Raw genomic sequence first — 26,507 nt, 5'->3', positions numbered from 1 at the left:
AGCGCCCCGCATCACAATCCGGTCTCGCTGACCCGCCAGGGTCTTGCCACCCACCCGTGTAATCGATTCCAATCCTCCGTGTAATCGATTCCACAAGGAGGTGGACCGGCGATGGCGAGCATCAAGGACGTCGCGGCCGAGGCAGGCGTATCCGTCGCCACGGTCTCGCGCGTCCTGAACAGTCACCCCTCGGTCAGCCCGGGGGCCCGCGCCCGCGTCCTCGCCGCGATAGAGAGCCTCGGCTACCGCCCGAACGCCGTCGCCCGCTCACTGCGCACCGACCAGACCCGCACGCTCGGCCTGGTCATCAGCGACGTACTGAATCCGTACTTCACCGCCCTGGCCCGTTCCGTCGAGGAGGCGGCCCGCGCGCTCGGCTACAGCGTGATCATCGGCAACGCCGACGAGCGGCCCGAGCTGCAGGACCACCACGTACGCACGCTCCTGGACCGGCGGATCGACGGGCTCTTGGTCTCCCCCACCGACGGCGGCTCCCCGCTGATGCTCGACACCGCGCGCTCCAGCACCCCGATGGTGTTCGTGGACCGCTGGATCCCGGGCGTGGACGTCCCCGTCGTCCGCGCCGACGGCCGCGAAGCCGTCCGTGACCTGGTGGCCCATCTGCACGCCGTCGGCCACCGCAGGCTCGCGATCATCGCCGGGCCCGCGGCCACCACCACCGGCAGCGAGCGCGTCGAGGCCTTCCGGGACGCACTCGGCGCGTACGGACTTCCGCTGCCCGGCGACTACATCGGGCAGGGCGACTTCCAGGCCGACAGCGGGCGCCGCGCCACCGAGCGGTTCCTCGCGCTGCCCGAGCCCCCCGAGGTCATCTTCGCCGCGGACAACCTGATGGCGCTCGGCGCGCTCGACGCGATCCGCGCACGCGGCCTTCGTGTGCCGCACGACATCGCGCTCGCCGCCTTCGACGACATCCCGTGGTTCGTGCACACCGATCCGCCGATCACCGCCATCGCGCAGCCGACCGGCGATCTGGGCCGGGCAGCGGTGCAGGCCTTGGTCGATCTGATCGAGGGCAGGAGCCCCCGGTCCGTCACGCTGCCCGCCCGTCTCGTCGTACGCCGCTCCTGCGGCGAGTCCCCCACCGACCAGAGGAGCAACACGTGAGCGACACAGACGAGTTGCGGCGCGGCGCCGACCGCGGGCCCGACGAGTTGCTGCGCATCGAAGGCATACGCAAGACCTTCCCCGGTGTCGTCGCGCTCGACTCGGTCGACTTCGACCTCCGCCGCGGCGAAGTGCATGTCCTGCTCGGCGAGAACGGCGCGGGCAAGAGCACGCTCATCAAGATGCTCTCCGGCGCCTACCGCCCCGACAGCGGCCGCATCCTCGTGGACGGGAAGGAAGCCCGCATCCATGGGGCGCAGGACGCCGAACGGCTCGGCATCGCCACGATCTACCAGGAGTTCAACCTCGTACCCGACCTCACCGTCGCCGAGAACATCTTCCTGGGCCGCCAGCCGCGCCGCTTCGGGTTGATCGACCGAAAGGCGATGGAGTCGGCGGCCGAGGAGCTCCTGAAGCGGGTCGGCGTCCAGGTGTCGCCGCGCGCCAAGGTGCGCGAACTGGGCATCGCCAGGCTCCAGATGGTCGAGATCGCCAAGGCGCTCAGCCTGGAGGCCCGCGTCCTGATCATGGACGAGCCGACGGCGGTCCTGACGAGCGAGGAGGTCGACAAACTCTTCGCGATCGTGCGGCAGTTGCGGGCGGACGGCGTCGGCGTCGTCTTCATCACCCACCACCTGGAGGAGATCGCGGCGCTCGGCGACCGTGTGACCGTCCTGCGCGACGGCCGCAGCGTCGACCAGGTGCCCGCGTCGACGGCGGAGGACGAGCTCGTACGGCTGATGGTGGGCCGCAGCATCGAGCAGCAGTATCCGCGTGAACGCCCCGACGCCGGGGGCGAGTTGCTCACGGTGAAGGGCCTCACCCGCGACGGCGTCTTCCACGACGTCAGCTTCGAGGTGCGGGCCGGTGAGGTCGTCGGCCTCGCGGGACTCGTCGGCGCGGGAAGGACCGAGGTGGCGCGCGCCGTCTTCGGCGCCGATCCGTACGACGCGGGCTCCGTCGACGTACGCGGCGAGCGTCTTCCCCGGCATGACGTGATCGCCGCGATGGGCGCGGGCATCGGCCTCGTACCGGAGGACCGCAAGGGCCAGGGGCTCCTCCTTGACGCCTCCGTGCAGGAGAACCTCGGCCTGGTGACGCTGCGTTCGGCGACGCGCTCCGGGCTCGTGGACCTCAAGGGCCAGCGCGTGGCGGCGGCCCGGATCGCCGAGCAGCTCGGCGTGCGGATGGCCGGGCTCGGCCAGCACGTGCGCACGCTGTCCGGCGGCAACCAGCAGAAGGTCGTCATCGGCAAGTGGCTGCTCGCCGGCGCCTTGGTCCTCATCCTCGACGAGCCGACGCGCGGCATCGACGTGGGCGCGAAGGTCGAGATCTACCAGCTCATCAACGAACTGACGGCCTCCGGGCACGCGGTCCTGATGATCTCCAGCGATCTCCCCGAGGTCCTCGGCATGAGCGACCGCGTGCTCGTCATGGCCCAGGGCCGCATCGCGGGCGAGCTCGCGGCGGACGAAGCGACGCAGGACGCGGTGATGGCGCTTGCCGTCAGCAGTACGGCAGTTCAGACAGACGAAGCAACCGAAGGGAAGGCCTCCCGTGGCCACTGAAACGCTGAAGAGCAACGCGGGTGGCGCCACCGGTCTGCGCCGCGTGCTGCTCGACAACGGCGCGCTGAGCGCCCTGGTAGTCCTCCTGGTGGCGATGTCGCTGCTCTCCGGGGACTTCCTCACCACCCAGAACCTGCTCAACGTGGGCGTGCAGGCCGCGGTCACCGCGATCCTCGCGTTCGGCGTCACCTTCGTCATCGTCTCGGCGGGCATCGACCTGTCGGTCGGCTCGGTGGCCGCGCTCTCCGCGACGGTCCTCGCCTGGTCGGCGACGTCCGAAGGCATGCCGGTCTGGCTCGCGATCATCTTTGCCGTCGGCACCGGCATAGCGTGCGGTTTCGTGAACGGCCTGCTCGTCTCGTACGGCAAACTCCCGCCGTTCATTGCGACGTTGGCGATGCTGTCGGTGGCCCGCGGTCTCTCCCTGGTCATCTCGCAGGGCAGCCCGATCCCGTTCCCCGACTCGGTCTCCAACCTCGGTGACACCATCGGCGGCTGGCTGCCGGTCCCGGTCATCGTGATGATCGCGATGGGCCTGGTCACGGCGCTCATCCTGGGCCGTACGTACATCGGCCGCTCCATGTACGCGATCGGCGGCAACGAAGAGGCGGCCCGTCTCTCCGGGCTCCGCGTGAAGCGGCAGAAGCTCGTCATCTACGGCCTGTCCGGCCTCTTCGCCGCCGTCGCGGGCATCGTCCTCGCGTCCCGTCTGGTCTCCGCGCAGCCGCAGGCCGCGCAGGGTTACGAGCTGGACGCGATCGCCGCGGTCGTCATCGGCGGCGCGAGCCTTGCGGGCGGCGTCGGCAAGGCGTCCGGCACCCTGATCGGCGCGCTGATCCTGGCGGTCCTGCGCAACGGCCTCAACCTCCTCTCCGTGTCCGCCTTCTGGCAGCAGGTCGTGATCGGCGTCGTCATCGCGCTCGCGGTCCTGCTCGATACGTTGCGCAGGAAGGCGGGGGCGACTCCTGGAGCCTCGACGGGCGCGGCAGCCGGGGGCGGCAAGAAGGGACCCCAGGCCCTGAAGCTCGGGATCGCGGCCGTGCTTGTGGCGGCCGTCGTGGGCGCCGTCTCCTTCTTCAACAACGGTTCGTCCGGTACGACGACGAAGATCGGCATGTCGCTCTCCACCCTCAACAACCCCTTCTTCGTGCAGATGAAGGAGGGCGCGCAGGCGGAGGCGGAGAAGGCAGGCATCGACCTCACGGTCACGGACGCGCAGAACGACGCCTCGCAGCAGACCAACCAGCTGCAGAACTTCACCGGCGAAGGCATGAAGTCGATCATCGTCAACCCGGTCGACTCTGACGCGGTGGGCCCCGCGGTGCGCGGCGCCAACAAGTCGGACATTCCGGTGATCGCCGCCGACCGCGGCGTGAACAAGGCGAAGGCGGCGACGCTCGTCGCCTCCGACAACGTCGCGGGCGGCAAGCTCGCCGCGAAGACCCTCGCGGAGAAGCTGGGCGGCAAGGGAAAGATCGTCACGCTCCAGGGCGTCGCGGGCACGTCGGCGAGCCGTGAGCGCGGCAAGGGCTTCGCCGAGGGCATCAAGGAGTACCCCGGCATCAAGGTCGTCGCCTCCCAGCCCGCCGACTTCGACCGCACCAAGGGTCTGGACGTCATGACGAACCTGATCCAGTCCAACCCCGGCATCGACGGCGTCTTCGCCGAGAACGACGAGATGGCCCTCGGCGCCGTCAAGGCACTCGGCAACAAGGCGGGCAAGTCGGTCTCGGTGGTCGGCTTCGACGGAACTCCCGACGGACTCAAGGCCGTTGAGGCGGGCACGCTGTACGCGTCCGTGGCGCAGCAGCCGAAGGAGCTGGGCAGGATCGCCGTACAGAACGCGGTGAAGGCGGTGCGCGGCAAGGAGGTCGAGACCATGGTGAAGGTCCCGGTGAAGGTGGTCACGAAGAAGAACGTGGCCGACTTCTCCTGACGGCACATGGCCGCGCACGGCTGCACGTGGCTGCACGTGGCCGCCGGTCGGCGGGCCCAGGCACCGGGCTACGGTGGCCGGGGCCGCCGTGCCCGCCGACGACGGAACCCGTCGACTCGCTGGGCACCCGGGGCGTCGGGTACCGGACACCACGACCGCAACCGCGCCACGGCCGGCGTGACCGCCGACGGCAACCGGCTCGGGCGCCGGGGGTGATCGCCTGATGCCAGACACCACAACCGCACCCCGCTGCGGCCACCACGCCCCCGCCCGGCGATTGCCGGGCGGGGGCGTGGTGCCGGTCAGCGTGAACCGGCACCACGCCCCCGGTGGCACAGCGTGTGAGCCGCCCGCACCACGCCCGCCGCCCCCGCCCCGCCAACACCACAACCCGCCGCCGCATCCCCGTAGAGCAGGAGCCGGACCCACAGATGCACGACCACGCCCACGCCCACGACCCCAGCCGTGACCACGACCTCGACGACGCCACGTACGACCTCCTCGTCGTCGGGTCGGCCAACGCCGATCTGGTGGTCGGGGTCGAGCGCCGCCCCGCCCCCGGTGAGACGGTCCTCGGCTCCGACCTCGTCACGCATCCCGGTGGCAAGGGGGCGAACCAGTCGGTCGCGGCGGCCCGCCTCGGCGCCCGCACGGCCCTGCTGGCGCGGGTAGGCGACGACGCCCACGGCCGGCTTCTGCTCGACTCGCAGCGCGCGGCGGGCGCGGACACGGTCGGCGTCCTGGTCGGCGGGGCGCCCACGGGCGTCGCGCTGATCACCGTCGACCCGTCGGGCGACAACAGCATCGTGGTCTCGCCGGGCGCCAACGCCAGGCTGACGCCCGAGGACATCCGCGCGGCGGGCAGCCTGCTCGCCGCGTCCCGGGTGGTCTCGACGCAGCTGGAGATCCCCGTCGAGTCGGTCACCGAGGTCGTACGCACCCTGCCGGCGACCGCCCGCTTCGTCCTCAACCCCTCTCCTCCGGCACCGCTGCCGGATGAAGTCCTCGCCGCATGCGACCCGTTGGTGGTGAACGAGCACGAGGCGCGCTACATCCTGGGCGACGACGCGGCCCCCGGAGACTCCCCCGAGGACTGGGCGCGGGCGCTGCTCACCCTCGGCCCCCGCTCGGTGGTGATCACCCTGGGCGCGCGGGGAGCGCTGACGGCGGACGGCAGCGGCTCACCCGTCACCGTGCCGAGCCCGAAGGTGGACGCGGTGGACACGACCGGCGCGGGCGACGCGTTCACGGCGGCCCTGGCCTGGCGCCTGGGCCTGGGCGAGGAACTGCCGACGGCTGCGGCGTACGCGGCGCGCGTGGGGGCCACTTCGGTCACCCGGCAGGGCGCGCAGGAGTCGTACCCGACGGCGGACGAGGTGGCGGGCCAGATGGAGGGCCAGGTGGAGGGCGCATGAAGAAGATCGGCATCCTCAACCGCCATCTCTCCGGCGCCCTGGCCGAGTTGGGCCACGGGGACACGATCCTGATCTGCGACGCGGGCATGCCCATTCCGCCGGGCCCGCGGGTAGTCGACCTGGCCTTCCGTGCGGGTGTCCCGTCCTTCGCGGAGGTACTGGACGGACTGCTGGCCGAGCTGGTGACGGAGGGCGGCACGGCGGCGACGGAGGTCCGGGAGGCGAACCCGGCGACGGCCGGGCTCCTGGCGTCCCGCGTCACACCCCTCACCCTGATCCCCCACGAGGAACTCAAGCGCCGCACGGCCACGGCCCGCCTGGTGGTACGCACCGGCGAGGCGACGCCGTACGCGAACGTGCTGCTCCGGTGCGGGGTGTTCTTCTGACCCCGCACCACCGTTCCCCACCCCCCGCGCCACCGTTCCCCTCAGCCCCACACTCCCGATCCCTTCAGCCCCGCACGAGCCCGGCCCCTCGGGGGAAGCTGAGCGTCCGGTAGACGGTCACCCCGCCCGCCAGTTCCGCGCACGCCCGCGCCGCCGCGCTGACCCGTTGCGTGTACGACGGGTCGGCGGTGTCCAGCAGGATGCCCAGGGTCGTGCCGCTGTGCGCGACGGCGACGCCCAGGCCGCCGACCTCCCGGCAGATCTCCCGCATCGGTTCCAAGGCCCATTTGTGGCGCAGGAGTTGATTCATCTGGGCGCTGCGGGTCGCGACCCGGCCGACCTCCGCCAGGTCGCGGCGGCGGACGGCGCACGCGAGGCGGTCGAGCAGGCGCGCGTACTCGTGCCGGTCGGCCAGCGTGAACGGCTTGGGGATGCGGTTGAAGTCGACCGTGTCGACCGAGCCGCCCTCGTCGATCCCCACCACGGCCATGACCGGGAGCGATCCGAGGATGCCGCGCAGGCGCACGGTGCGGTGGTGGAAGGCGACGATCGCCGGATAGAGCACCCCGTCCGTGGGCTCGATGTCCGCGAGCAGCCGCTCGATGCGCGCAGGCGGCATCTCGACGCCCAGCGCCTGCCCGACCGCCCGCGCGGTCGCGACGAGGTCGGCCGATGAGCTCGCCAGGCCCTTGCCCTCGGGGATGACGCTGTTGACGTGGAGGGTCCCCCCGGCCGACGTCAAGCCGGTGTGCCGCTCCGCCAACTCACAGATCGTACGCGCCAGTTGGAGCGCCTTGGTCTTACCCGCGGGCCGGACCGTCACGTCCCCGCAGCCGGGCTCCCGCCGGAACGTGGCCATCGTCCACCGCGCGACGGGCAACGTCACCAGGAAGTCCCCGTCCTCCTCCGGCAGCACACCCTGGAGCAGCTCACCGAAGGTCCCGAAGGCGGTACCCACTCCGGTTCCGACTGATCCCGCACCCGCCGCGCGGGGCCGCGGCCCGGCCTCCTGGGACAGCTTCACAGGTCTCCTCTCAACGTCCCGACGCCTCCAGCGCCCACAGGCTGCCACAACCCTAACCGTCTTGACAATCATTTTCATCTAGTGTGATGCTCTCGGCTCGGCGACCGAACACAGGGGGCAGAGGGCTGACATGCACGACCACATAGCCGAAGCGGTGAAGAAACCCGATCTCATATCCCTGGAGCCGGACTTGGTCTGTCTCCGGTTCGAGACGATGAAGATCTATTCGGCCTTGGGAGCGGTCCGTCACCTTCTTGACTCCGGTGCCGTGAAACCCGGCGACACCCTCATCGACAGTTCCAGCGGTATCTACGCGCAAGCGCTGGCGCTCGCCTGTCACCGCTACGGAATGAAATGCCACATCGTGGGTTCCACGACCGTGGACCACACCCTGCGCGTCCAGCTGGACATACTCGGCGCCACGCTGGAACAGGTGCGGCCGTCCAAGAATCTCCGGCTCGACCAGGAGCTGAGGGTGCGGCGCATCGCGGAGATACTCGAGGCGAATCCCTCGTACCACTGGATGCGGCAGTACCACGACAGCATTCATTACCTCGGCTACCGCGACGTGGCCGGGACGATCGACGCCGAGGTCCCCGAGGGGCCGCTCGCCCTGGTGGGCGGGGTCGGCTCGGGGGCCTCGACCGGCGCCATCGCCGGGTATCTGCGGGAGGCGGGCCGCGACGTCTCACTCGTCGGCGTGCAGCCTTTCGGCAGCGTCACCTTCGGCTCGGAGCACGTGGCCGACCCGGACATGATCATCGCCGGGATCGGCAGCGCCATCGAATTCCAGAATGTCCGGCACGAAGCGTACGACCGCGTGCACTGGGTGAATTTCGACTGCGCGGTGTCCGGCGCGGTCTCGCTCCTGAGGACCAGCGGAATCTTCGCCGGCCTTTCCGCCGGTGCCGCCTATCTGACCGCTCTCTGGGAACAGCGCCGCGACGATTCCCGTACGTACGTATTCATCGCGGCGGACACGGGTCATCGCTATGTCGAAAGCGCCTACGCGAAACACGCCGAGGCGCCGGACATCGACACCCTGAAGCCCCACGAGATCACCTCGCTCGACGAGCTGAGGCACCCCTGGTCGACCACTTCCTGGCCCGACCTCCCATAACAGCGTCCATCACCACTCCGAACCCCGAACCCCGAACCCCGAACTCCGAACTCCGAACTCCGAGGGCACACCACATGTCACACCCTGAGCCGCGCACGCCCCACAACGTCGCGGAGCTCATCGACGCCGTCCTGGCGGGCGAGCACGGCCCCGACCCCAAGGAACTCTCCGTCACCAGCGCGTTCTGGCTGTACAACACCACCCGCCTCGCGGGCAGCGAAGTGACGTACCACAACCACTACTTGCTGCTCCGGGTCGGGACGGCGTTCGGTGCCTGCTCCTTCGAGGCCGGTGAACTCGCCCCGGACTTCTGCGAGAACGCGTCGGGCCACAGCCTCGACAAGCTGCTGCGCGCCGAGTCCACGCCCGTTCGCATCGCCGCGCTCGACGCCTATCTCGCGCAGGTGAACCCGCACCGGGACGCCGCCGACGCCGAGCGCGTCACGCTGCCCACCGGCACCCCGGAGGTCCGCGCGAAGGCACGCGACGCGGCCATCGCGGGGCTGCTCGACATCGAGCCGGGCGCGAAGGTGGCGCTCATCGGCGTGGTCAACCCCCTCGTCGCGGCGATACGCGAGCGGGGCGGCGTCTGCCTGCCCTGCGACCTCAACCTCCGTACGACCCAGTGGGGCGACCGGGTCACCGACGACATGACGGAGGTACTCAAGGAAGCCGAAGCCGTGGTCGCCACCGGCATGACGCTGAGCAACGGCACCTTCGACCTGATCCTCGCGCACTGCCGCGAGCACGAGGTGCCGCTGGTGGTGTACGCGCAGAGCGGCAGCGCGGTGGCTCGCGCGTTCCTGCCCGCCGGGGTGACCGGGCTCTCCGCGGAACCCTTCGCTTTCTCGCAGTTCAGCGCCGACGAGACGCCGCTCTACCGCTACAAGGAGGCGGCGTGAGCGTCAACTCCAAGGCTCCCGCGCCGACTTCCATACCGCCGGCCGCCGCTGAAGAAGCGTTGCCGGGCGATCTGCGGATGGCCCGCACGCTGTGGCCCGTCCTGGTCGCGTCCGCGGTCGGTCTGCTGCCGTTCACCATCTTCAGCACGTATCTGGTGCCGATGGCCGAGGACGCCGACAGCAGTGTCGCCACGCTGGGCGGGCTGCGCGGACTCGGCGGTCTCGCGGCCCTGTTGGTGGGTACCGCGCTCGCCCCGCTGATCGACCGGGTGCGCAAGGAGTGGGCCGCGGCGGGCGGTCTCGCCGCACTCGGCGTCTCCGCCGCACTCGGCGCGAGCGGGGACTTCATCCTGCTCGCCGTGTTCTGCCTCCTTGTCGGCGCCAGTACGTCGGTGCTGAACCCGGCGCTGACAGCGGCAGCCGCCGACCGCTTCGGCTCAGGGAAGGCCGCGGGGCGCGCGGCGACGCTCGTCACGGCGACCCAGTCGATGACGGCGATGCTCGCGGCGCCGGTCATCGCGCTGCCCGCGCTGCTCTGGGGCTGGCAGGGCGACCTGTTCGCCGTGACCGGAGTGTCGCTGCTCCTGGCGGTGATCTTCTTCGTACACGGCAAGGACAAGCCGGTGGAGGAAAAGGACTCCACCCAACGCCTGGGCTACGTGGCCTCGTTCAAGGCGCTCGGGACAATCCCCGGGGTTGTCCCGCTCCTGCTCATCGCCCTGCTGCGCACGGCGGTGTTCATGGGCTACCTCTCCTATCTGGCGGCCTACTACGACGACCGGTTCCAACTCGACCCCGGGCTCTTCGCGTTCGTGTGGACGCTGAGCGGCGCGTCGTTCTTTGTGAGCAACCTCCTCACGGGGCGGGTCACGAACTCCGAGGAGCCGCGGATCGGCACCGAGCGGATGCTGGCCATCGGCCTCGTCGCCGCGCTCGTCTCGGTCGTGGGCTTCTACTTCACGCACTGGCTCCCGCTCGCGCTCGCGATGACGTCCCTGCACGCGGCGAGCCACGCCGTGGTGGCCGCGTGCGTGGTCAGCCTCCTGGTCCGCCGCTGCGGCACACAACGCGGCGCGGCCCTGAGCGTGAACGCCGCGGGAATGAGCCTCGGGGTCTTCGTGGGCGCAGGCCTCGGCGGCCTCGGCCTCGGCCTCGCCGGGTATACCGGCGTCGCCGCGACCTTCGGCGCGCTGGTGATCGCGGCACTGGTGGCCGCGGTTCTCGTGCTGAGGGCCGGCCCGGCGGAGGAGACCCCGGCGGACCGGGGGCCGGGCGAAGGCACGACAAAGGCGAACCAGGACCCGGCGAGCGCCGGGCCGGGGAAGGACGGCCCGGCGAAGGACGGCCCGGGGAAGGGATCCGGGGCCGTCATCTAGCACCCCGATCCGCCAGCCCCTGGGCCCCCAACCCAAAGAGCCCAACCCGCCTAAGTCCACACCGACTTGAGAGGCCCGACCACCGCCATGTCCCCGCCGCCCGCGACCTCCCCCACGGCAGCCATTGCCCTGGCCCCCGACGCACCCCCACCGGACCCGCCGCCGGCCAAGGGTGTGCGGAGCCGTCTCGCCTCCCGGGCGGGTCTGGGGGCGGTCTGCGCCGTGCTCTTCCTCGCCCTGCTCGTCTCCGTCGTCGTGGCCATCGGCCTCGGCTCCGCCGTCGTCACGCCGGGTGACACGGCCCGGCTGCTGTGGGCGGCGCTGAGCGGCGGGAGCATCGATGCGGATGAGGTGACGACGTATCAGATCATCTGGCAGATCCGCACACCTCGCGTGCTCCTCGCGGCACTTGTGGGGGCCGGCCTCAGCGCGGTGGGCGTCGCCATCCAGGCGCTGGTGCGCAACGCGCTCGCCGATCCGTTCGTCCTCGGCGTCTCGTCCGGGGCCTCGGTCGGCGCGGTCGCCGTCACGGTCACCGGCGGACTCGCGGCACTCGGCATCTACGCGGTGTCGGCGGGGGCGTTCATCGGGGCGCTCGTCGCATCCCTCCTGGTGTACGTCGCCTCGGCGAGCCGCGGTGGCGGGCTCTCGCCGCTGCGGCTTGTCCTGACGGGCGTGGCCATGGCGCTCGGCTTCCAGGCCGTGATGAGCGTGATCATCTACTTCGCGCCGGACAGCGAGGCGACCAGCATGGTCCTGTACTGGACGATGGGCAGCTTCGGCGCCGCGAGCTGGGGCGCCCTGCCCGTCGTCGCCGCCTGCGTACTGCTCGGTCTCGCGGTGCTCTACAGGTACAGCCGGGCGCTCGACGTCCTCGCGCTCGGTGACGAGACCGCGACGAGCCTGGGCATCAGCCCCGACCGGCACCGCAAGGGCCTGCTCCTGCTCGCCTCGCTGATCACCGGCGTGATGGTCGCCGTCAGCGGCGCGATCAGTTTCGTCGGCCTGGTCATGCCCCACCTCGTACGCATGGTGGTCGGCGCCACGCACGCGCGGGTGCTCGCCGTCGCGCCGCTGGTCGGGGCGGTGTTCATGGTCTGGGTCGACCTGGTGTCGCGCACGCTGGTGGCGCCGCGCGAGCTGCCGCTCGGGGTCATCACGGCACTGGTCGGGGTGCCGGTGTTCGTCGCGCTGATGCGGCGCAAGGCCTATATGTTCGGGGGGCGTTGAGATGGAACTCGTACTCGACGGCCTGTCCGTGACGATCGACGGCAAGCTCCTCGTCCGGGACCTGTCCCTGAAGGTGGGCAGCGGCCAGATCGTGGGCCTGGTCGGCCCGAACGGCAGTGGCAAGTCCACCGCCCTCAAGTGCGTCTACCGTGCGCTGCGTCCGAGTTCCGGCGTGGTCAGGGTGGGCGACGACGATCTCTCCCGCCTGACGCCGCGCCGCAGCGCGCAGGTCGTCGCCGCGATGGCCCAGGACGGCGCCGTGGACCTCGATTTCACGGTGGAGGAGGTCATCGCCCTGGGCCGCGCGCCCCATCTGCGCGGCAACCAGGCGCTCGGCGCACGCGAACGCGACCTGTGCGCGCGGACGATGGCCCGTCTCGACCTCACCCGCCTCGCCGACCGCGGCGTACTCACCCTGTCGGGCGGCGAACGTCAACGCGTCCTGCTGGCAAGGGCGTTGGTGCAGGAGCCGCGGATCCTGGTCCTGGACGAGCCGACCAACCACCTCGACGTCCGCCACCAGATAGAGCTCCTCTCGCTCCTGAAGGGCTCGGGGCTCACCGTCCTCGTGGTCCTGCACGACCTCAACCTCGCGGCGGCCGCGTGCGACCGCATCGGAGTGCTGTCCGAGGGCGCGCTGGTGGCCGCCGGTACGCCGGAAGAGGTGCTCACCACGGGTCTCGTCGACGAGGTGTTCGGCGTCAAGGCCAGCGTGATCACCCACCCCCTGACCGGCGACCCCCAACTCCTCTACGCACTCAGCCCCTCGACTCCCCTCTGACACCCGAAAGGCACCACCAAGCCATGCCCAGAACACGTACATACACCGCCGTCGGATCCGCGCTCGCGGCGGCCCTGCTGCTCAGCGGCTGCGGCGCGGAGGTCGACGCGGACTCCAAGAGCGCGGGCGGCGCGTCCGAGAAGGTCACCGTCAAGCGCTGCGGCGAGCCGGTCACGTACAAGACCCCGCAGCGCGCGGTGGTCTACGAAGGCGGCAGCGCGGACAAGATGTTCAGCCTCGGCCTGACGAAGCACGTCCACGGCTACGTGATGCCTCCGGCCAACCCGCCGGTGAGCGAGTCCCCTTGGGCGTCGGAGTACGCCAAGGTCAAGATGCTCAGCGACGACCTGCTCAACAAGGAGCTCGTCGTGGAGGCCAAGTCCGACTTCGTCGTCGCGGGGTGGAACTCGGGCTTCAGCGACCAGCGCGGCATCACCCCGAAGATCCTGGACAAGCTCGGCATCCAGAGCTTCATGCACACGGAGAGCTGCTTCAACTACCCCAAGTACCCGGAGAAAGTGACCCCGTTCAAGGCCCTGTACTCGGACCTTGACCGCCTGGGCAAGATCTTCAAGGTGGAGAAGAAGGCGGACGAGGTCGTGGGCGGCCTCAAGAAGCGTGTGGCCGCCGTCGAGTCGAAGGCCCCCAAGGGCGACCCGCTCCCCGTCTTCCTCTACGACTCCGGCACGGACCAGCCCTTCACGGCGGGCAGCCAGGTCCCGCCCAACGACATCATCAAGGCCGCCGGCGCCAAGAACATCTTCGACGGCCTCGACGAGCGCTGGACCCAGGTGAACTGGGAGGCCGTCGCCAAGGCCGAGCCCGAGGTCATCATCATCTTCGACTACGGAGACATGCCCGCCAAGAAGAAGATCGACTTCCTGAAGAAGTCCCCGCACACCAAGGAACTGCCCGCCGTGAAGAAGAACAACTTCTTCGTGCTCGACTACAACGAGGGCATCAGCGGGCCGCGCAACATCGACGGCCTGGAGAAGTTCGGGAAGTACGTGCGGGAGCTGAAGCGGTGAAGCGTCACTGAGCCCCGTCGAGAGCGCCCGTGAGGCGGCCGAGGAGTCCTTGCAGAGCCAGGATCTCCTCGACCGTCATACCGGTCGAGGCAAGGATCCGGCGCGGCACCGGCAGGGCCCGCTCACGCAGCTCGGCCCCGGCGTCCGTCAGCTGGACGGTGACGGAGCGCTCGTCGGCGGCGCTGCGCTCACGCCGGACGAGCCCTGACGTCTCCAGCCGCTTCAGGAGCGGCGAGAGCGTTCCGGAGTCCAGGCGCAGCCGCTCGCCGATCGCCTTGACGGGCTGCGGGCCGTCTTCCCACAGGACCAGCATGACCAGGTACTGGGGATAGGTCAGGCCCAGGTCCTTGAGGGCATCGCGGTAGACGCCGCCGAAGGCGCGCGAGGCGGCGTGCAGCGAGAAGCAGACCTGGTGGTCGAGGCGGAGCAGCTCGGCGTCGGGCACGTCGGGCAGCTCGCGTCCGGGGGGTAGGGCGGTCGGCGTTGACGTCATGGGTCCAGAGTACCTCGCACGCGCCATTCAGTTGTGCACAACTAAATCGTGTGCAACTATCTGGACAGGACAAACGAGCCGGACGAACGAACCGACGCCCGACGACCCACGCCCGGCCACCGACGAACCGACGAACCGAAGGACACCCCATGAACGCGCTGTACACCGCCGTCGCCACCGCCAACGGCCGCGAGGGCCGCGCCGTCAGCTCCGACGGCCAGATCGACCTCGCGCTCGCCATGCCCCCGGCCCTCGGCGGCAACGGACAGGGCACCAACCCCGAGCAGCTCTTCGCCGCCGGGTACGCGGCCTGTTTCGCCAGCGCCATGGGGGCGGTCTCCCGTGAGATGAAGGTCGACACCAAGGACGTCTCGGTGACCGCCGAGGTCTCCATAGGCAAGGACGACACGGGCTTCGGGCTCGCAGTCGTGATGCGCGTGGAGCTGCCGGACTCCCTGGCCGGCGAGACCGGGCAGCGGCTGGTCGAGGCCACGCACGCGTACTGCCCGTACTCCAAGGCCACGCGCGGCAACATCGAGGTCGAGCTCGTCATCGAGTAGCCCGGCGGGATTCGGGGCCGCGCCCGACGGGCGGGTACCGTAGGGGGACCGATCTCATGGGCCTCCTGGTGGGCTGCGTGAACCCCAGGAGGCCCAGCATGACGACGAACCGCGGACGCAAGGACGTGATCCGGAACCGGATGACGTCGACCGGCGAGTCGTACAACGTCGCCGCCCGCAACCTCAAGGCCATGAAGGACATGGGCGCCACCCGCGAGGCGATCGTCACGCAGCGCTGGCAGCCCGCCGAGACCCTGGACGTGCCCTGCCCCTGCGGTGGCACCTGCGAGCCGGGCGAGAAGTGCGACCGCTGCCACGCACGCCACCGCCACGTGGCCCGCTATCCCGGTAGCCGCACCGAGGTCGAGACCTGGGCGGACCGCTACGACTGCATGGGCTGCTCCTCCTCGTACACCATCCTCGTCGTGCTGCCGGGCCGCCCGTGGGGCGTCGCCGAGACGGTGGTGCAGGGCGCGTCCGCCGAGCCGGTGATCCGGGCCACGGTGTTCCCGGGCGTCAAGCACCCGCTGCTGCGTCCCGAGACGCCCGAAGAGGACTGAGTCCGACCCCGTATGCGAGCCCTGGCGGGGCGATCGCAGGGTGTCCGATATCCGAATCTGGCTGACCGGCATCTGACCGGTTTCCTCTCTTGACGGTGGGTCGTTCCAGCTTCAATATCAGGCAACGCACAACCGCCCCACCCTTCTGCTCAGCACAGCTCCAACGCCCTGCGGCATCCGCTCGCAGGGCGTCAGTACGTTCCGTCCCCTTCGCTGTTCGGAATTCGGAGCCCCACATGAGAATCTCCAGACCCGCCATACCCCGCACCCTGAGACGGGCCACCGCGGGCGTCGCCACCCTGGCCGCGGCCGGACTGCTCGCCGTCACCGCACCCACGGCCCTCGCGGCACCCTCCCCGACGCTCGCGGCCCCCGACATCCCGCTCGCCAACGTCAAGGCGCACCTCTCCCAGTTCCAGTCCATCGCATCGGCCAACGGCGGCAACCGCGCCCACGGCCGCCCCGGCTACAAGGCCTCCATCGACTACGCGAAGGCCAAGCTGGACGCGGCCGGATTCACCACCACCGTGCAGCAGTTCACCTCCAGCGGCGCCACCGGCTACAACCTCATCGCGGACTGGCCGGGCGGCGACCCGAACAAGGTCCTGATGGCGGGCGCCCACCTCGACAGCGTCAGTTCGGGCCCCGGCATCAACGACAACGGCTCGGGCTCGGCCGGCGTCCTGGAGACCGCGCTCGCCGTCTCGCGCGCACAGCTGGAGCCGACGAAGCACCTGCGGTTCGCCTGGTGGGGCGCGGAGGAGCTGGGCCTGGTCGGGTCGAAGTACTACGTCAACAACCTTCCCGCCACGGAGCGTTCAAAGGTCTCCGGCTATCTCAACTTCGACATGATCGGCTCCCCGAACCCGGGCTACTTCGTCTACGACGACGACCCCACGATCGAGAAGACCTTCAAGGACTACTACGCGGGCCTGAACGTCCCCACGGAGATAGAGACCGAGGGCGACGGCCGCTCCGACCACGCCAGCTTCAAGAACGTGGGCATCCCGGTCGGCGGCCTCTTCACCGGCGCGAGCCGTACGAAGTCCAGCGCCCAGGCCCAGAAGTGGGGCGGCACGGCCGGCCAGGCCTTCGACCGCTGCTACCACTCGTCGTGCGACACCACGTCGAACATCAACGACACCGCCCTGGACCGCAACAGCGACGCCATCGCCCACGCCGTCTGGACCCTCGGCACGGAGACTCCCATCCCGCCCGGCGACTCGTACGAGAACACCACGGACGTCGCCATCCCTGACAACGGCGCGGCCGTGACCTCGACGGTGAACGTGACGGGCCGCACGGGCAACGCCCCGGCCACCCTCAAGGCGGACGTCGACATCCGGCACACCTGGCGCGGCGACGTGGTCATCGACCTGCTCGCACCCGACGGCACGGCGTACCGCATGAAGAACTCCAGCGGCAACGACTCCGCGGACAACGTCATCGCGACGTACACGGTCAACGCATCGAGCGAACCGGCGAACGGCGCCTGGAAGCTGCGGGTGCAGGATGTGGCGGCGCAGGACACGGGCTACATCAACAGCTGGAAGCTGACGTTCTGACCCCGCTCCGTCCGGCGGTGGCTCCCGCGTCTACCCGGCGTCGGGAGCTCCCGCCTCCCGCGGACCCGACACGACCCGCGCCGCCAGATCCAGGAACGCCTCCGCTGTGCGTCCTCTGAGGCGGGCGAGTTCCTTGGCGCGGTGTTCGGAGAGGTGGAGGTCGAAGGGGATGAGGACGGTGCCGGCGCACTCGTCGGTGAAGCGCTCCTCGACGTCCGTATCCCGCAGGGGCTTGTCGATGCCGCCGAGGCGGGACGCGACGACCAGGGCCTGGCCGGCCAGTTCCTCGCGACCCCGCTCGCGCAGGTCGTCGAGGAGCTCGGCGGCGGCCGTCACGGAGTAGGCCGAGGTCGTGCAGCAGACGATCAGACGGTCGGCCATGTCCAGGGCCACGTCGAGCGCCGGGTCCCGCGGCGGCGCCGCCCAGTCGGTCAGCATCACGGGGTAGTGGCGGGCCGTCATCGTGAGGATGCGGCGGTACTCCTCTGCGTAGGCCGGGCTGCGGACGGCGTAGCTGGCCCGGTGCGCGAGGATTTCGAGGCCCGAGGGGGCGAGGCTGGTCAGGCGGCGGATGTCGGCGTGGCCCGCGTCCATCGGCAGCCTGGTGAGATCGCGGGGTGTCGCGGTGTTCTGCCGGACCAGGTAGCCGTTCAGGTCACCGCTGACCGGGGCGCCGTCCATGGCGAGAACCGGCTCGCCGCGCACCGCCACGAACAGCGAGCCCAGCATGAACGTGGTGGTGGACCGGCCGCAGCTCGGGTGGGCGCCGACCACGATGACGCGTCTGCTGTACGTGAGGGGGCGGCGGGCCAGGGACAGGCGGTTCTCGTGCGCGGCGCGGGCGCCTCCGATCCCCAGGTCCACGCGGAGGCTGCGACGGCCGATCCGGGAAGTGCCCGGAGCGCTCTGCTCGCTCGCCGTGGTCTGCAGGGGCGGGCGCGGAGGCACGCGGCCGGAGGAGGCCGCCGGCTGTCCGGAGGGCTTCCCGTCGCCGCGCATGGCCTGCGCGATCGCGACGTACCGGGCCAGTCTGTCGGCGACCGAAGCGGCGGTGGGCCGCCTGCCCGGGTCCGCGTCCAGGCACTGCTCGACCATGTCGCGCAGGGGCTGCCAGGTGGTTCCCTGCCAGAGGTGCATGCCGTCGGGCAGGCCGGGCAGGGAGGCCTGCCGCTTGCTGCTGATCAACCGCAGCAGCTCGCCGAGGGACTTGACGTTGTCCTCTCGCGTCGGCGCGGCTCCCGCACCGGAGAACTCACCGTCCACGACGCAGTCCGAGAGGCCGACGAGCACCACGGAACGTTCCAGGACCATCACCGAGTCCGGGGAGAGACCGGCCGGAACCAGCCCGTTGAGATGGCAGATGCTCAGCGCGCTCGCCAGGTGCCAGGCGAGCAGCAGGCTGGTGAGGATGTCGAACGCGGAGGTGCCTTCCGGCGTTTCGTACGCGAGGAGTTCATTGAGTCGGGGCGGCTGCAGATCCGTGTTCCCGGGGGCCGCGACCAGCCGCATGGCGAGCCAGGCGGGGCGGTCGTCGAGTCCGGAGGCCAGGAGCTCGGGGGCGTAGCGCCCGTTCATCCGGCGCAGCGCCTCGGCCTCGGTGATCAGCAACTGCTCGGTGGCCACGGGAAGATCGGGACGTGCCACCCGCAGGGCCGCCTCGCCGCCGCTGTCGTCCCGGCCCCGGTAGACCAAGGTGCGGGTGCCTGCCCTGCGGCCGAGCAGCTGAAAGCGGCCGAGGCGCGTGGGATCCTGCGGGGTCAAGGGTGCCCACGGCTCCGCACGGGGCCCGTCCGGCGCGTCGAAGGCCGGGACACGGGGCTGCGCCGCCACGCCGAACCGTGCGAGGAGCCGGCGTTCGACCGCGGTGAAGGAATGGAAGGCGGCGGGCACCGTGTCCGCTCCTTCGGGGTGGGTGAGCCAGGCGGGGAAGTCCGGTGAGCGGCCGGCCAGTTGTTCCAGGCGCCGGCCGATGGCCCGCCCGGTGCGGAGCAGTTCGGAGCTGGGCACGGCGTCGAGGAGCGCGGTCTTGCTCTCCTCCGTGAAGTCGAAGATGCGGTGCTTCGCGGGCAGCGGCCCCGGCACGGGAGCCGGGTACGGGTGCATCAGACCCCCCAGGAAGACCTCGGCCAGCTGCGCGGCCGGGGCCCGCCAGGGCACGGCGGACTGCACGAGCCGCATGACGGGCACGGACAGCGGGGAGACGGCGGCCAGATGCGCGGCCAGGCGGTACGCCTCCGGGGATGCCGCGTCACGGAAGTGCTGGATGCCGCGGACCTCGCGCCCCGGGGTGATCGGCGCGAGCCGCTGCGGGCGGGCCAGGAGGGGCAGTTCGACGGTGGTGCCCGGCGAGGTGAGCAGCAGCGACCAGTCCCGCAGCGACTCCGCCACCGGTTCGAGCACGGGGATGGGCACGCCGGAGAAGTCGGCGACGCCCACGGGCAGCACCCGGTCGGTGATCTCCCACGACGTGTTGGCGCCGCCGGTCCTGCGGGTGGTGGCCTGCCAGCGGTCGGCCTGGATGCCGGAGCCGTCCCACAGTGCGGGCGGCAGGGTGTGGAGCACCGCCACCGGACCTCTGGTGGCCCACTCCAGCAGAGTGTCGTGCATGGTGCCGCGCCGCCAGGCGCTGCCGAGGCCGTCGCTGACGACGAGGACCAGTGTCTGCCCGGTCGGGTCGAGCAGGGTGCTGGGCGACATGGTGGAGCCGCCGCTGTCGAAGGGCCTGCCGTGCAGTACCGGGGTGTCGGCGCCGCGGGTGTCGAGACCGAGGACCCGGATGGAGCGGAAGGCGGCCAGGCGTTGCAGCGCGGTGCGCAGATCGGCGGCGAGCCGGTGCCACAGGAGCATCGAGAGGCCGCCGTCGACGACAAGGGCCAGATGCAGCCAGCGTTCACGCGCCGGACGCATGACCACATCGGGCAGCCGCGTCTCGGCCAGCGCCGCCGCGGTGGCTGCCTCGTCCAGTTCCTGACGCCACCTGCTGGGCCGCTTGCGCTTCAGCGGGCGCAGCGCGCGTCCGATGAGCAGCTCCTGCCGCAGCGCCTTGTCCTCGGGGACACGCAGGGGAAGGGCGGGCTGTTCCTCGTCCGCCGGCAGGGGCGCGGGGCGGTCGGGAACGAGAGGGGGCAGGGACGCGGCGTGCAGCTCGGGCGTGGTGAGGTCGGGCAGGTCGTCGTCGGGCGTGGCCGGTTCGGGGGGTCCACCGTCGTCCCCGGCCGGTTCGGGCGCCTCGCCGTGCGGGGACGGCTCCGGTCGGCTCCGCGCGCGGCGGCTCGCACGTTCCAGCGGCAGCTCTCCGGGGCCGTCGGTCAGGCGGTGGGCCAGCCACAGCACGTCCAGGACTTCTTGCGCGTCGAGGCTCTGCCCCGCCGCCTTGAGGACCCGCAGGGCGGTGCCCAGGGTGTCGTCCCGGCGGTCCACGGTCAGAGGGTTCCCGTCAGCTGGTGGAGCACGGCGTCCAGCAGCCCTTCGGCGTCCAGGTCCACTCCCCCTGCCCGCAGGAACACCGCGTTGAGCAGCTGGTCGGTGGCGAGTTCGCCGGGTGCCCGGCGGCGCAGGAACGCCTGCAGCAGGTCGTCGACCTCCAGGAGTGCTCCGTCCCCCAGGTGTGCCGAGACGATGGCGCGCAGCCGGTCCTCGTCCGGGATCGGAAGGTCGAGCCGGATGCAGCGGCGCAGGAAAGCGGGCGGGAAGTCGCGCTCGCCGTTGCTGGTGATGACGACGACGGGGAACTCGACGCACTGCACCCGGCCCTGCTCGACGGCGACCGAGCCGTGGTGGTCCGCCGTCAGGACGTCGACGGTCGCCATCTCCTCGGGCAGCCGGGCCAGTTCGGGTATCTCGAAGACGCCCTCCTCGAAGACGGTCAGCAGATCGTTCGGCAGGTCGACGTCGCCCTTGTCCATCTCGTCGACGAGCAGCGCCCGAGGTGTGCCGGTCGGGGCGAGGGCCGTGCCCAGAGCACCGAGCCGGATGAAGTTGCCGATGGAGGGCTCGCGGTCTCCGCGGTCACGGCTGAGGGTGGTCTCCCTCAGGCGTCCGATGGCGTCGTACTGGTAGAGGGCGTCCTGCACGCTGGAGCGGCTGTTGACCGGCCAGCGCAACAGCTCGCCGAGGCTGAGTTCGTGTGCGACGGCCCGCGCGAGCGAGGACTTGCCGGTGCCCGCGGGACCTGTCACCAGGAGCGGCCTGCGCAGATGCAGTGCCGCGTTGACCACGTCCGCGTGCTCCCGGGCGATCAGATAGGGCAGCGGCGCCGCCGATCCGTCCGGTGGGCCGAACCGGCGCCAGGGCGGAGCGGGCGGCATGGTGACGGGGCGCTGCATGCCGTCGCCGCGGAAGATCCGCCAGCTGCCGTTCGAGTCCGTGCTCATGTTCCCTCCTGGGGCTCGGACAGATGCAGTTGCGGAACCGTGCGGTCCGGGTCGGCCCAGGCGAGGACCGGACGTCCGGGAAAGGCGCGGGGCTGGTGCACCGTCTTGGCGCGGTACGACCGCACGCCTTCGGGGAGCTCACGGGTGGTCACGCCGCTCATCCGCTCCACTGCGTGGGACTCGCGCCCGAGGCCCCGGTCCCACACGACCACCGGGATCCCGACCACCAGGCATGCCTGCACGACCTCGTCGCGCAGACGCGGCGGGACGTCCACCGCGACGCGCACGGCGTCCGCGTGGTCCATCAACGCGCCGTAGATCTCGCGCCGTCCCAGCGATTCGTCGGCGAACAACAGGGAGACGCCCGTGTCGAGCTGGCGCCAGCGGCGGCGCCAGTCAGGGAGAAAACGTTCGTTGCGGCGCAGGAGTTCCGGACAGTTGACGACCAGTGGGTACTCCGCGCCGATGACCCCCGGCACCAGATCGTCGGGCCCGAAGCTCTCCCACTCGTCTATCGGCAGGTTCAGCCCCGCCCGGTCGACCAGCGCCTCCACGAGGGGTCTTCGGTCGCTCGGCGAGGCCTGGTGCAGCGACTCCAGGACCCGCAGCAGCTCCCGCGCGGCCAGCGCCGCGCTGAACGTGACATCGCCCTCCGTCGACACCTGACGGGGCCCGGAGCCCTCGTCGCACCAGACGCGCAGCCGGTAGCGGTCCTCACCGCTGCGGCTCACCTGCACCAACACCCGCAGTGGCACGTCCCGTTGACCCTGGGTCCTGGACCAGTCCACCGCGTCGGAACGGCGTTCGGCGAGGGCCGAGCGGGGGATGCCGAGCCGCTTGGCGACGCCGTCCGACCACATCCGCAGCCGTGCGCACTGCGCGGGCAGGCACAGGGCCGCCATGTACTCCATCACCCGCAGCAGGGCCGGAACCCGGAACCCCTCCCCGTCCGTGCGGCTGTCGCCCGGCAGGCATTCGAGGTGATCGAGGTAGGCGTCGGTGGAGTCCTCCCCGGGGAAGGCGGCCGCCAGGGGCAGTGCGGCGCGCACCGCTTCCGGCAGCCGGGCCAGGGTGGCCGCGGGGACCGCCTTCAGCGTCTGGTGGAGTCTGCGGTGCTCGTCGGGCGAGAGCAGCCGGGGCACCGGTGAGAACTGCCCGGCGTTCAACAGCGGGCGGACGGCGGCGGGTTCGGGGCGCCGCAGCACTTCGGTGAGCGCCGCGAGCGCGCGGGGTTCGGTGACCAGGAGCTGGGCGAACTCCGCGGGAGTGGGGGCGGATTCGCCGCCCGGGTGGCCATATCCGCACCGGCGCGCGACGGCTCTCGCGTGGTCCCCGCGCAGCACGGGTGAGGGCATGACGCCCTCGAGGAGTTCGGTGAGCACCGGCAACGCGGGATCGTCCGGGTCGGCCACGGCGACGTCGAGGAGGTCATCGGCGCCGACGGCCCGCAGTTCGGCCTCGATGCGCTGCCAGGGGATGCCCCAGCTGCGGCGCGAGAGGTGCTGGGAGCTGAAGGGCCTGGCCTCCCCGGTGACAGGGTCGGCGGGCGGCATGATGTGGGCGACCACCAGGCCCACGGCGGCATTGTCGGTGACCGACCAGAGCGGGCCGCCGCTGAACGCGGGGCCGATGGCCATCCCGGTGGGCTCTCCGTCCACGTACCCGAGCACGTCGTCACAGGTCTTGACCCGTACGTCGGCGAAGGAACTGCTCATGCCGCTGCCGTGCCAGGCCCGCAGCGACTGCCCCTGCGCCATGGGCTGCCACAACGGCGAGGGGACAGCTTCGTGGGGCATCGAGTCGAGGCGCAGCACCGCGAGGTCGCCGAGCCATTCGTGATCGCTCTTCTCCTGCACCTCCGCCGCGCCGTCGAGACGGCGTGGCGGCACCCAATGGGCCACTCTGGTCTCGTGGTTGACGGAGGCGGTCGGCCCGCGCAGGGTCACGTGCACCGTCTCGCGACCGGGATGCCGGGTCTCGAACGGCCTGCGCCCCAAGGCGTCGTTGACGACATGAGCACAGGTCAGCAGCCGGGTCGGGGTCAACAACACCCCGGCTCCCGCGGTCTTGACGTCACGGGTGCGCAGCACCGAGACGACGCAGTGCCGCGGGTCGGCCGAGGGAGACCCGGCCTCGGTCAGGAACCAGCCCATGTCAGCCGGCCGACGCAGGGCGCTGCCACGTCGCCGAGACGGTGAGGTGGGCCTGCGCGCTGGCGCCGACGATGCCGAGCTTGAGGTCCTGCCCGACCTGCACCCCGAACGTCACGCTCGCCTCCTGCGGGGGCCGTTCGGACCCCATCACCGCGTCATGGACCTCGCGGATGAGGGGGCCCAGCGGGCGCAGGGTGGTGCGCAGCGCCTCGACGGCGAACGCGGCCACCGCGTCGCCGCCCCGTGACACCGGAACGCTGTGGCCCATGCCGTCGGGCAGGTCCCCGTCCGACTCCGGTTCCGGCACGGGCGGCTGCCCCTGGGCGGGGAACACCTCGAAACGGATGGCGGTCCCGTCGGCGAGCTCGAGCTCAGTGAAGTTGGGCACCTTCACATTGTGCCGATCAGCGACGACGGCGTACCGGGTTCGGCGGAAGCAGAGCAGTCGCCGCGGTTCTCGGCTCCCGAGCGGGCGACGACTCGGTGGCTCAGCCCTCCTCGGGCGCCAGCGTCAGTGAGATCGAGTTGATGCAGTACCGCTGGTCCGTCGGTGTCGCGTAGCCCTCGCCCTCGAATACGTGACCGAGGTGCGAGCCGCAGCGCGCGCAGCGCACCTCCGTGCGCACCATGCCGTGCGAGGTGTCCTGGATGAGCTCGACCGCGTCCGTGTCCTTGGGGTCGAAGAAGCTCGGCCAGCCGCAGTGCGACTCGAACTTCTCCTCCGAGGTGAACAGCTCCGCGCCGCACGCACGACAGGAGTAGACGCCCTTGGTCTTGGTGTCGGTGTACTCACCCACGAACGCGGGCTCCGTGCCCGCCTGGCGCAGCACCGCGTACTCCGAGGGGCTCAGCTCCGCGCGCCACTGCTCGTCCGGCTTCTCGACGTCGTACGACATGAGACTGAACCCCTTACTTCGAGAACTTCGAGAACTTCGGCTACTTCGACAGCTCTGACAGGATCTGCGGGCCGAGGTCCGTGACGTCGCCCGCTCCCATGGTGAGAACGAGATCGCCGGGTCGCGTCATTCCCGCCACGACCGCCGCGGCCTCCGTCTTGTCGTGCACGGCGCGCACGTCGGCGCCCGCCGCCACGGCCGCGTCGATGATCAGGGCGCTGGTGATGCCGGGGATCGGGTCCTCGCGTGCGGGGTAGATGTCGAGGACCACGGAGGCGTCCGCGAGGGCCAGGGCCTGGCCCATCTCCTTGCCCAGCTCCTGCGTGCGGGAGAAGAGGTGCGGCTGGAAGAGGACGAGGAGGCGCGAGTCGCCCGCGGAGGAGCGCATCGCCTCCAGGTCCGCGGTCATCTCCGTGGGGTGGTGCGCGTACGAGTCGATGACCTGGACGCCCGCCGCCTCGCCCTTGAGCTGGAGGCGTCGCTTGACGCCGGTGTACGAGCCGATGGCGGAGGCGAGGTTGTGCGCCGGGATACCGAGCGCGATGCCCGCGGCCAGGGCGGCCACCGCGTTGTGGGCGTAGTGGCGGCCGGGGACGGAGACCGTGAAGGTCAGGAACTTGCCGTTCAGGATCACCGTGACCTCGCTGGTCAGGCCGCGCGGGGTGATCTTGTGGATGCGCAGGTCGGAGCCCTCGGACTCGCCGTAGGTCACCACCTTCAGCTCGCCCAGGCCGCGGACCCGCCTCGTCAGCTCCGCCGCGCCGTCCTGGTCCGCGGCGATCACCAGCGTGCCGCCGGGGACGATCTTGCCCGCGAAGGTCTCGAAGGACTCGTAGATCTCGTCCATCGACGCGTAGTTGGCGTGGTGGTCGAGCTCCACGTTCAGGACGATGGCGACCTCGGGCGCGTACTTGTGGAAGCTGCGGTCGCTCTCGTCCGCCTCGGCCACGAAGATGCCGCCCTCGCCGTGCAGGGCGTTCGAGCCCGGCGCGTCCAGGTCGCCGCCGATCGCGTACGAGGGGTCGAGGCCGAGGGTGGAGAGGGTGACGGCGAGCATCGACGTCGTCGTGGTCTTGCCGTGCGTGCCGGCCACCGCGATCGGACGCAGGCCCTCCATGAGGGAGGCGAGCGCGTCCGAGCGGTGGACGACCGGGATGCCGAGCTCGGTGGCGCGGGCCAGCTCGGGGTTGTCGGCGCGGATCGCGGAGGAGACGACCACGCAGGTCGCGTCGGGTGCGAGGTGCGCGGCGTCGTGGCCGATGTGGACCGTGGCGCCCAGGGTCCGCAGGGCCTCGGCGGTGGCGGACTCCCGCGCGTCGCTGCCCGCGACCTTGGCGCCACGCTGGGCCAGGATCTTGGCGATGCCCGACATTCCGGCGCCGCCGATGCCGATGAAGTGCGGTCGGTCCATGGCGGTGGGAAGGCCGGGTGCCATAGGTTTTTCTCCAGGTGTGACGGCGACTGAACGTACCGGGCCGTGCGGCCCGGCGGGGTCCAGCCTAGTAACTGGGCCGGCCCAGCCTAATTCCTAGTCCTCCGTGTGCGAGAACAGCTTCAGGACGGGAACGCCCACCTTGTGCCGGGCACGAGACGCCCAGTCCCGGTGGAAGAACTCCTCCACGTAGTGCGGGTCGGTCAGCACGATGACCTCGTCCGCGTCCGCCTCGTCGACCAGTTCCTTGAGCGCGTCGAGGGGGTGGTCCTCGATCAGCTGGCCGGTCGCCTCGCAGCCCGCCGCGCGCAGTGCCGTCAGCGAGACCGCGAGGGCCTTCTGCGCGGGGGCCGTGGCGTCCTGCCCCTCGGGTACGTCGCCTTCCTTCGCCGCCTCGTCGAGCTCCCCCAGAGCCACGTCGTCGATGGCCCGGAGGAGGCGGTCCGCCTGATCGCCGCGGGGCTGGAGCAGCACCCGGAAGCTGACCGTCTCGTCGCCGTGCAAGGTGGTGACGAACTCCACGTCGGCGGAGGTCAGGGCCTTCTCGATCATCAATACGCTTGTGAACACGACAGGCGCCC

Annotated in this window: 23 protein-coding genes; 14 read left to right on the top strand and 9 right to left on the bottom strand. The window is 71.0% G+C overall.

Annotated features, from left to right (window positions below; translation table 11 throughout):
* The first annotated feature begins 111 nt into the window (after positions 1–111).
* The 5 genes from E5671_RS34740 to rbsD all read left to right on the top strand — a co-directional run bounded on the left by E5671_RS34740 (position 112) and on the right by rbsD (position 6,433).
* Positions 112–1,128 (top strand): LacI family DNA-binding transcriptional regulator, encoded by a 1,017-nt coding sequence (locus tag E5671_RS34740; protein WP_160507809.1) that lies wholly within the window; start codon positions 112–114, stop codon positions 1,126–1,128.
* Positions 1,125–2,696 (top strand): sugar ABC transporter ATP-binding protein, encoded by a 1,572-nt coding sequence (locus tag E5671_RS34735; RefSeq protein ID WP_336605927.1) that lies wholly within the window; start codon positions 1,125–1,127, stop codon positions 2,694–2,696. The genes E5671_RS34740 and E5671_RS34735 overlap by 4 nt, the downstream gene beginning before the upstream one ends.
* The gene (locus E5671_RS34730; RefSeq protein WP_160507808.1) at positions 2,686–4,632 is read left to right on the top strand and encodes a substrate-binding domain-containing protein; all 1,947 of its coding nucleotides are present in this window, start codon (positions 2,686–2,688) and stop codon (positions 4,630–4,632) included. Before E5671_RS34735 ends, E5671_RS34730 begins: the two co-directional genes overlap by 11 nt.
* A gap of 431 nt (positions 4,633–5,063) precedes the next feature.
* The gene (locus E5671_RS34725) at positions 5,064–6,047 is read left to right on the top strand and encodes a ribokinase (RefSeq protein WP_160510593.1); all 984 of its coding nucleotides are present in this window, start codon (positions 5,064–5,066) and stop codon (positions 6,045–6,047) included.
* Positions 6,044–6,433 (top strand): D-ribose pyranase, encoded by a 390-nt coding sequence (gene rbsD / locus E5671_RS34720; RefSeq protein ID WP_160507807.1) that lies wholly within the window; start codon positions 6,044–6,046, stop codon positions 6,431–6,433. Before E5671_RS34725 ends, rbsD begins: the two co-directional genes overlap by 4 nt.
* Before the next feature lie 64 nt (positions 6,434–6,497).
* Here rbsD and E5671_RS34715 read toward each other — a convergent pair whose 3' ends face one another.
* Positions 6,498–7,457: a GHMP family kinase ATP-binding protein gene (locus tag E5671_RS34715; RefSeq protein ID WP_443032738.1), complete on the bottom strand. Its 960-nt coding sequence runs from the start codon at positions 7,455–7,457 to the stop codon at positions 6,498–6,500.
* 130 nt (positions 7,458–7,587) lie between these two features.
* Here E5671_RS34715 and E5671_RS34710 point away from each other — a divergent pair, with 130 nt between their 5' ends.
* The 6 genes from E5671_RS34710 to E5671_RS34685 all read left to right on the top strand — a co-directional run bounded on the left by E5671_RS34710 (position 7,588) and on the right by E5671_RS34685 (position 13,894).
* On the top strand, positions 7,588–8,577 hold the full coding sequence (locus E5671_RS34710) for a pyridoxal-phosphate dependent enzyme (protein ID WP_160507805.1): 990 nt from the start codon (positions 7,588–7,590) through the stop codon (positions 8,575–8,577).
* 74 nt (positions 8,578–8,651) lie between these two features.
* Positions 8,652–9,479 carry a Rossmann-like domain-containing protein gene (locus E5671_RS34705; RefSeq protein ID WP_160507804.1) on the top strand — a complete coding sequence of 276 codons (828 nt, stop codon included), beginning with the start codon at positions 8,652–8,654 and terminating at the stop codon, positions 9,477–9,479.
* Positions 9,476–10,855 (top strand): MFS transporter, encoded by a 1,380-nt coding sequence (locus E5671_RS34700; RefSeq protein WP_336605926.1) that lies wholly within the window; start codon positions 9,476–9,478, stop codon positions 10,853–10,855. The genes E5671_RS34705 and E5671_RS34700 overlap by 4 nt, the downstream gene beginning before the upstream one ends.
* Before the next feature lie 87 nt (positions 10,856–10,942).
* On the top strand, positions 10,943–12,085 hold the full coding sequence (locus tag E5671_RS34695; RefSeq protein WP_160507803.1) for a FecCD family ABC transporter permease: 1,143 nt from the start codon (positions 10,943–10,945) through the stop codon (positions 12,083–12,085).
* 1 nt (position 12,086) lies between these two features.
* Positions 12,087–12,866 (top strand): ABC transporter ATP-binding protein, encoded by a 780-nt coding sequence (locus E5671_RS34690; RefSeq protein ID WP_160507802.1) that lies wholly within the window; start codon positions 12,087–12,089, stop codon positions 12,864–12,866.
* Positions 12,867–12,889: 23 nt separating this feature from the next.
* Positions 12,890–13,894, top strand: coding sequence for an ABC transporter substrate-binding protein (locus E5671_RS34685; protein ID WP_160507801.1), 1,005 nt, complete (start codon positions 12,890–12,892; stop codon positions 13,892–13,894).
* A gap of 4 nt (positions 13,895–13,898) precedes the next feature.
* Here the strand turns inward: E5671_RS34685 and E5671_RS34680 are convergent, their stop codons facing one another.
* Complete coding sequence (locus E5671_RS34680; RefSeq protein WP_160507800.1) at positions 13,899–14,387, bottom strand: MarR family winged helix-turn-helix transcriptional regulator; 489 nt, start codon at positions 14,385–14,387, stop codon at positions 13,899–13,901.
* Positions 14,388–14,536: 149 nt separating this feature from the next.
* Between E5671_RS34680 and E5671_RS34675 the strand changes: the two genes are divergently transcribed.
* The 3 genes from E5671_RS34675 (at position 14,537) to E5671_RS34665 (ending at position 17,072) form a co-directional block, all read left to right on the top strand.
* Complete coding sequence (locus E5671_RS34675) at positions 14,537–14,947, top strand: organic hydroperoxide resistance protein (RefSeq protein WP_160507799.1); 411 nt, start codon at positions 14,537–14,539, stop codon at positions 14,945–14,947.
* Positions 14,948–15,045: 98 nt separating this feature from the next.
* Entirely contained in the window at positions 15,046–15,507 is a 462-nt protein-coding gene (locus E5671_RS34670; protein WP_160507798.1) for a hypothetical protein, read from the top strand.
* Positions 15,508–15,743: 236 nt separating this feature from the next.
* Positions 15,744–17,072, top strand: coding sequence for a M28 family metallopeptidase (locus E5671_RS34665; RefSeq protein ID WP_160507797.1), 1,329 nt, complete (start codon positions 15,744–15,746; stop codon positions 17,070–17,072).
* 30 nt (positions 17,073–17,102) lie between these two features.
* Here E5671_RS34665 and E5671_RS34660 read toward each other — a convergent pair whose 3' ends face one another.
* The 7 genes from E5671_RS34660 to E5671_RS34630 all read right to left on the bottom strand — a co-directional run bounded on the left by E5671_RS34660 (position 17,103) and on the right by E5671_RS34630 (position 26,496).
* Positions 17,103–20,492 carry an SAV_2336 N-terminal domain-related protein gene (locus tag E5671_RS34660; protein ID WP_160507796.1) on the bottom strand — a complete coding sequence of 1,130 codons (3,390 nt, stop codon included), beginning with the start codon at positions 20,490–20,492 and terminating at the stop codon, positions 17,103–17,105.
* A 2-nt stretch (positions 20,493–20,494) separates the two neighbouring features.
* Complete coding sequence (locus E5671_RS34655; RefSeq protein ID WP_160507795.1) at positions 20,495–21,445, bottom strand: AAA family ATPase; 951 nt, start codon at positions 21,443–21,445, stop codon at positions 20,495–20,497.
* Positions 21,442–23,598, bottom strand: a complete 2,157-nt coding sequence (locus E5671_RS34650) for a VMAP-C domain-containing protein (protein ID WP_160507794.1) — start codon at positions 23,596–23,598, stop codon at positions 21,442–21,444. The genes E5671_RS34655 and E5671_RS34650 overlap by 4 nt, the downstream gene beginning before the upstream one ends.
* A gap of 1 nt (position 23,599) precedes the next feature.
* On the bottom strand, positions 23,600–23,986 hold the full coding sequence (locus E5671_RS47125) for a CU044_2847 family protein (RefSeq protein WP_160507793.1): 387 nt from the start codon (positions 23,984–23,986) through the stop codon (positions 23,600–23,602).
* A 100-nt stretch (positions 23,987–24,086) separates the two neighbouring features.
* The gene (gene msrB / locus E5671_RS34640; RefSeq protein WP_160507792.1) at positions 24,087–24,494 is read right to left on the bottom strand and encodes a peptide-methionine (R)-S-oxide reductase MsrB; all 408 of its coding nucleotides are present in this window, start codon (positions 24,492–24,494) and stop codon (positions 24,087–24,089) included.
* A 40-nt stretch (positions 24,495–24,534) separates the two neighbouring features.
* Positions 24,535–25,929 (bottom strand): UDP-N-acetylmuramate--L-alanine ligase, encoded by a 1,395-nt coding sequence (gene murC, locus E5671_RS34635; RefSeq protein WP_160507791.1) that lies wholly within the window; start codon positions 25,927–25,929, stop codon positions 24,535–24,537.
* Positions 25,930–26,022: 93 nt separating this feature from the next.
* Positions 26,023–26,496: an indole-3-glycerol phosphate synthase gene (locus E5671_RS34630; protein WP_160507790.1), complete on the bottom strand. Its 474-nt coding sequence runs from the start codon at positions 26,494–26,496 to the stop codon at positions 26,023–26,025.
* Positions 26,497–26,507: the final 11 nt, after the last annotated feature.

The organism is Streptomyces sp. BA2 (assembly GCF_009769735.1).
Lineage (GTDB): Bacteria > Actinomycetota > Actinomycetes > Streptomycetales > Streptomycetaceae > Streptomyces.
Note: the sequence above shows the minus strand (reverse complement) of the source record. Positions and strands in the feature narration are given on the sequence as shown.

Excerpts from the sequence above, each read along its gene's own strand:
- msrB (WP_160507792.1), bottom strand. The coding sequence starts at position 24,494 with ATGTCGTACGACGTCGAGAAGCCGGACGAGCAGTGGCGCGCGGAGCTG.
- murC (WP_160507791.1), bottom strand. The coding sequence starts at position 25,929 with ATGGCACCCGGCCTTCCCACCGCCATGGACCGACCGCACTTCATCGGC.
- E5671_RS34675 (WP_160507799.1), top strand. The coding sequence starts at position 14,537 with ATGAACGCGCTGTACACCGCCGTCGCCACCGCCAACGGCCGCGAGGGC.
- E5671_RS34710 (WP_160507805.1), top strand. The coding sequence starts at position 7,588 with ATGCACGACCACATAGCCGAAGCGGTGAAGAAACCCGATCTCATATCC.
- E5671_RS34650 (WP_160507794.1), bottom strand. The coding sequence starts at position 23,598 with ATGGGCTGGTTCCTGACCGAGGCCGGGTCTCCCTCGGCCGACCCGCGG.
- E5671_RS34665 (WP_160507797.1), top strand. The coding sequence starts at position 15,744 with ATGAGAATCTCCAGACCCGCCATACCCCGCACCCTGAGACGGGCCACC.
- E5671_RS34705 (WP_160507804.1), top strand. The coding sequence starts at position 8,652 with ATGTCACACCCTGAGCCGCGCACGCCCCACAACGTCGCGGAGCTCATC.
- E5671_RS34685 (WP_160507801.1), top strand. The coding sequence starts at position 12,890 with ATGCCCAGAACACGTACATACACCGCCGTCGGATCCGCGCTCGCGGCG.
- E5671_RS34740 (WP_160507809.1), top strand. The coding sequence starts at position 112 with ATGGCGAGCATCAAGGACGTCGCGGCCGAGGCAGGCGTATCCGTCGCC.
- rbsD (WP_160507807.1), top strand. The coding sequence starts at position 6,044 with ATGAAGAAGATCGGCATCCTCAACCGCCATCTCTCCGGCGCCCTGGCC.
- E5671_RS34670 (WP_160507798.1), top strand. The coding sequence starts at position 15,046 with ATGACGACGAACCGCGGACGCAAGGACGTGATCCGGAACCGGATGACG.
- E5671_RS34725 (WP_160510593.1), top strand. The coding sequence starts at position 5,064 with ATGCACGACCACGCCCACGCCCACGACCCCAGCCGTGACCACGACCTC.
- E5671_RS34680 (WP_160507800.1), bottom strand. The coding sequence starts at position 14,387 with ATGACGTCAACGCCGACCGCCCTACCCCCCGGACGCGAGCTGCCCGAC.
- E5671_RS34690 (WP_160507802.1), top strand. The coding sequence starts at position 12,087 with ATGGAACTCGTACTCGACGGCCTGTCCGTGACGATCGACGGCAAGCTC.
- E5671_RS34695 (WP_160507803.1), top strand. The coding sequence starts at position 10,943 with ATGTCCCCGCCGCCCGCGACCTCCCCCACGGCAGCCATTGCCCTGGCC.
- E5671_RS34655 (WP_160507795.1), bottom strand. The coding sequence starts at position 21,445 with ATGAGCACGGACTCGAACGGCAGCTGGCGGATCTTCCGCGGCGACGGC.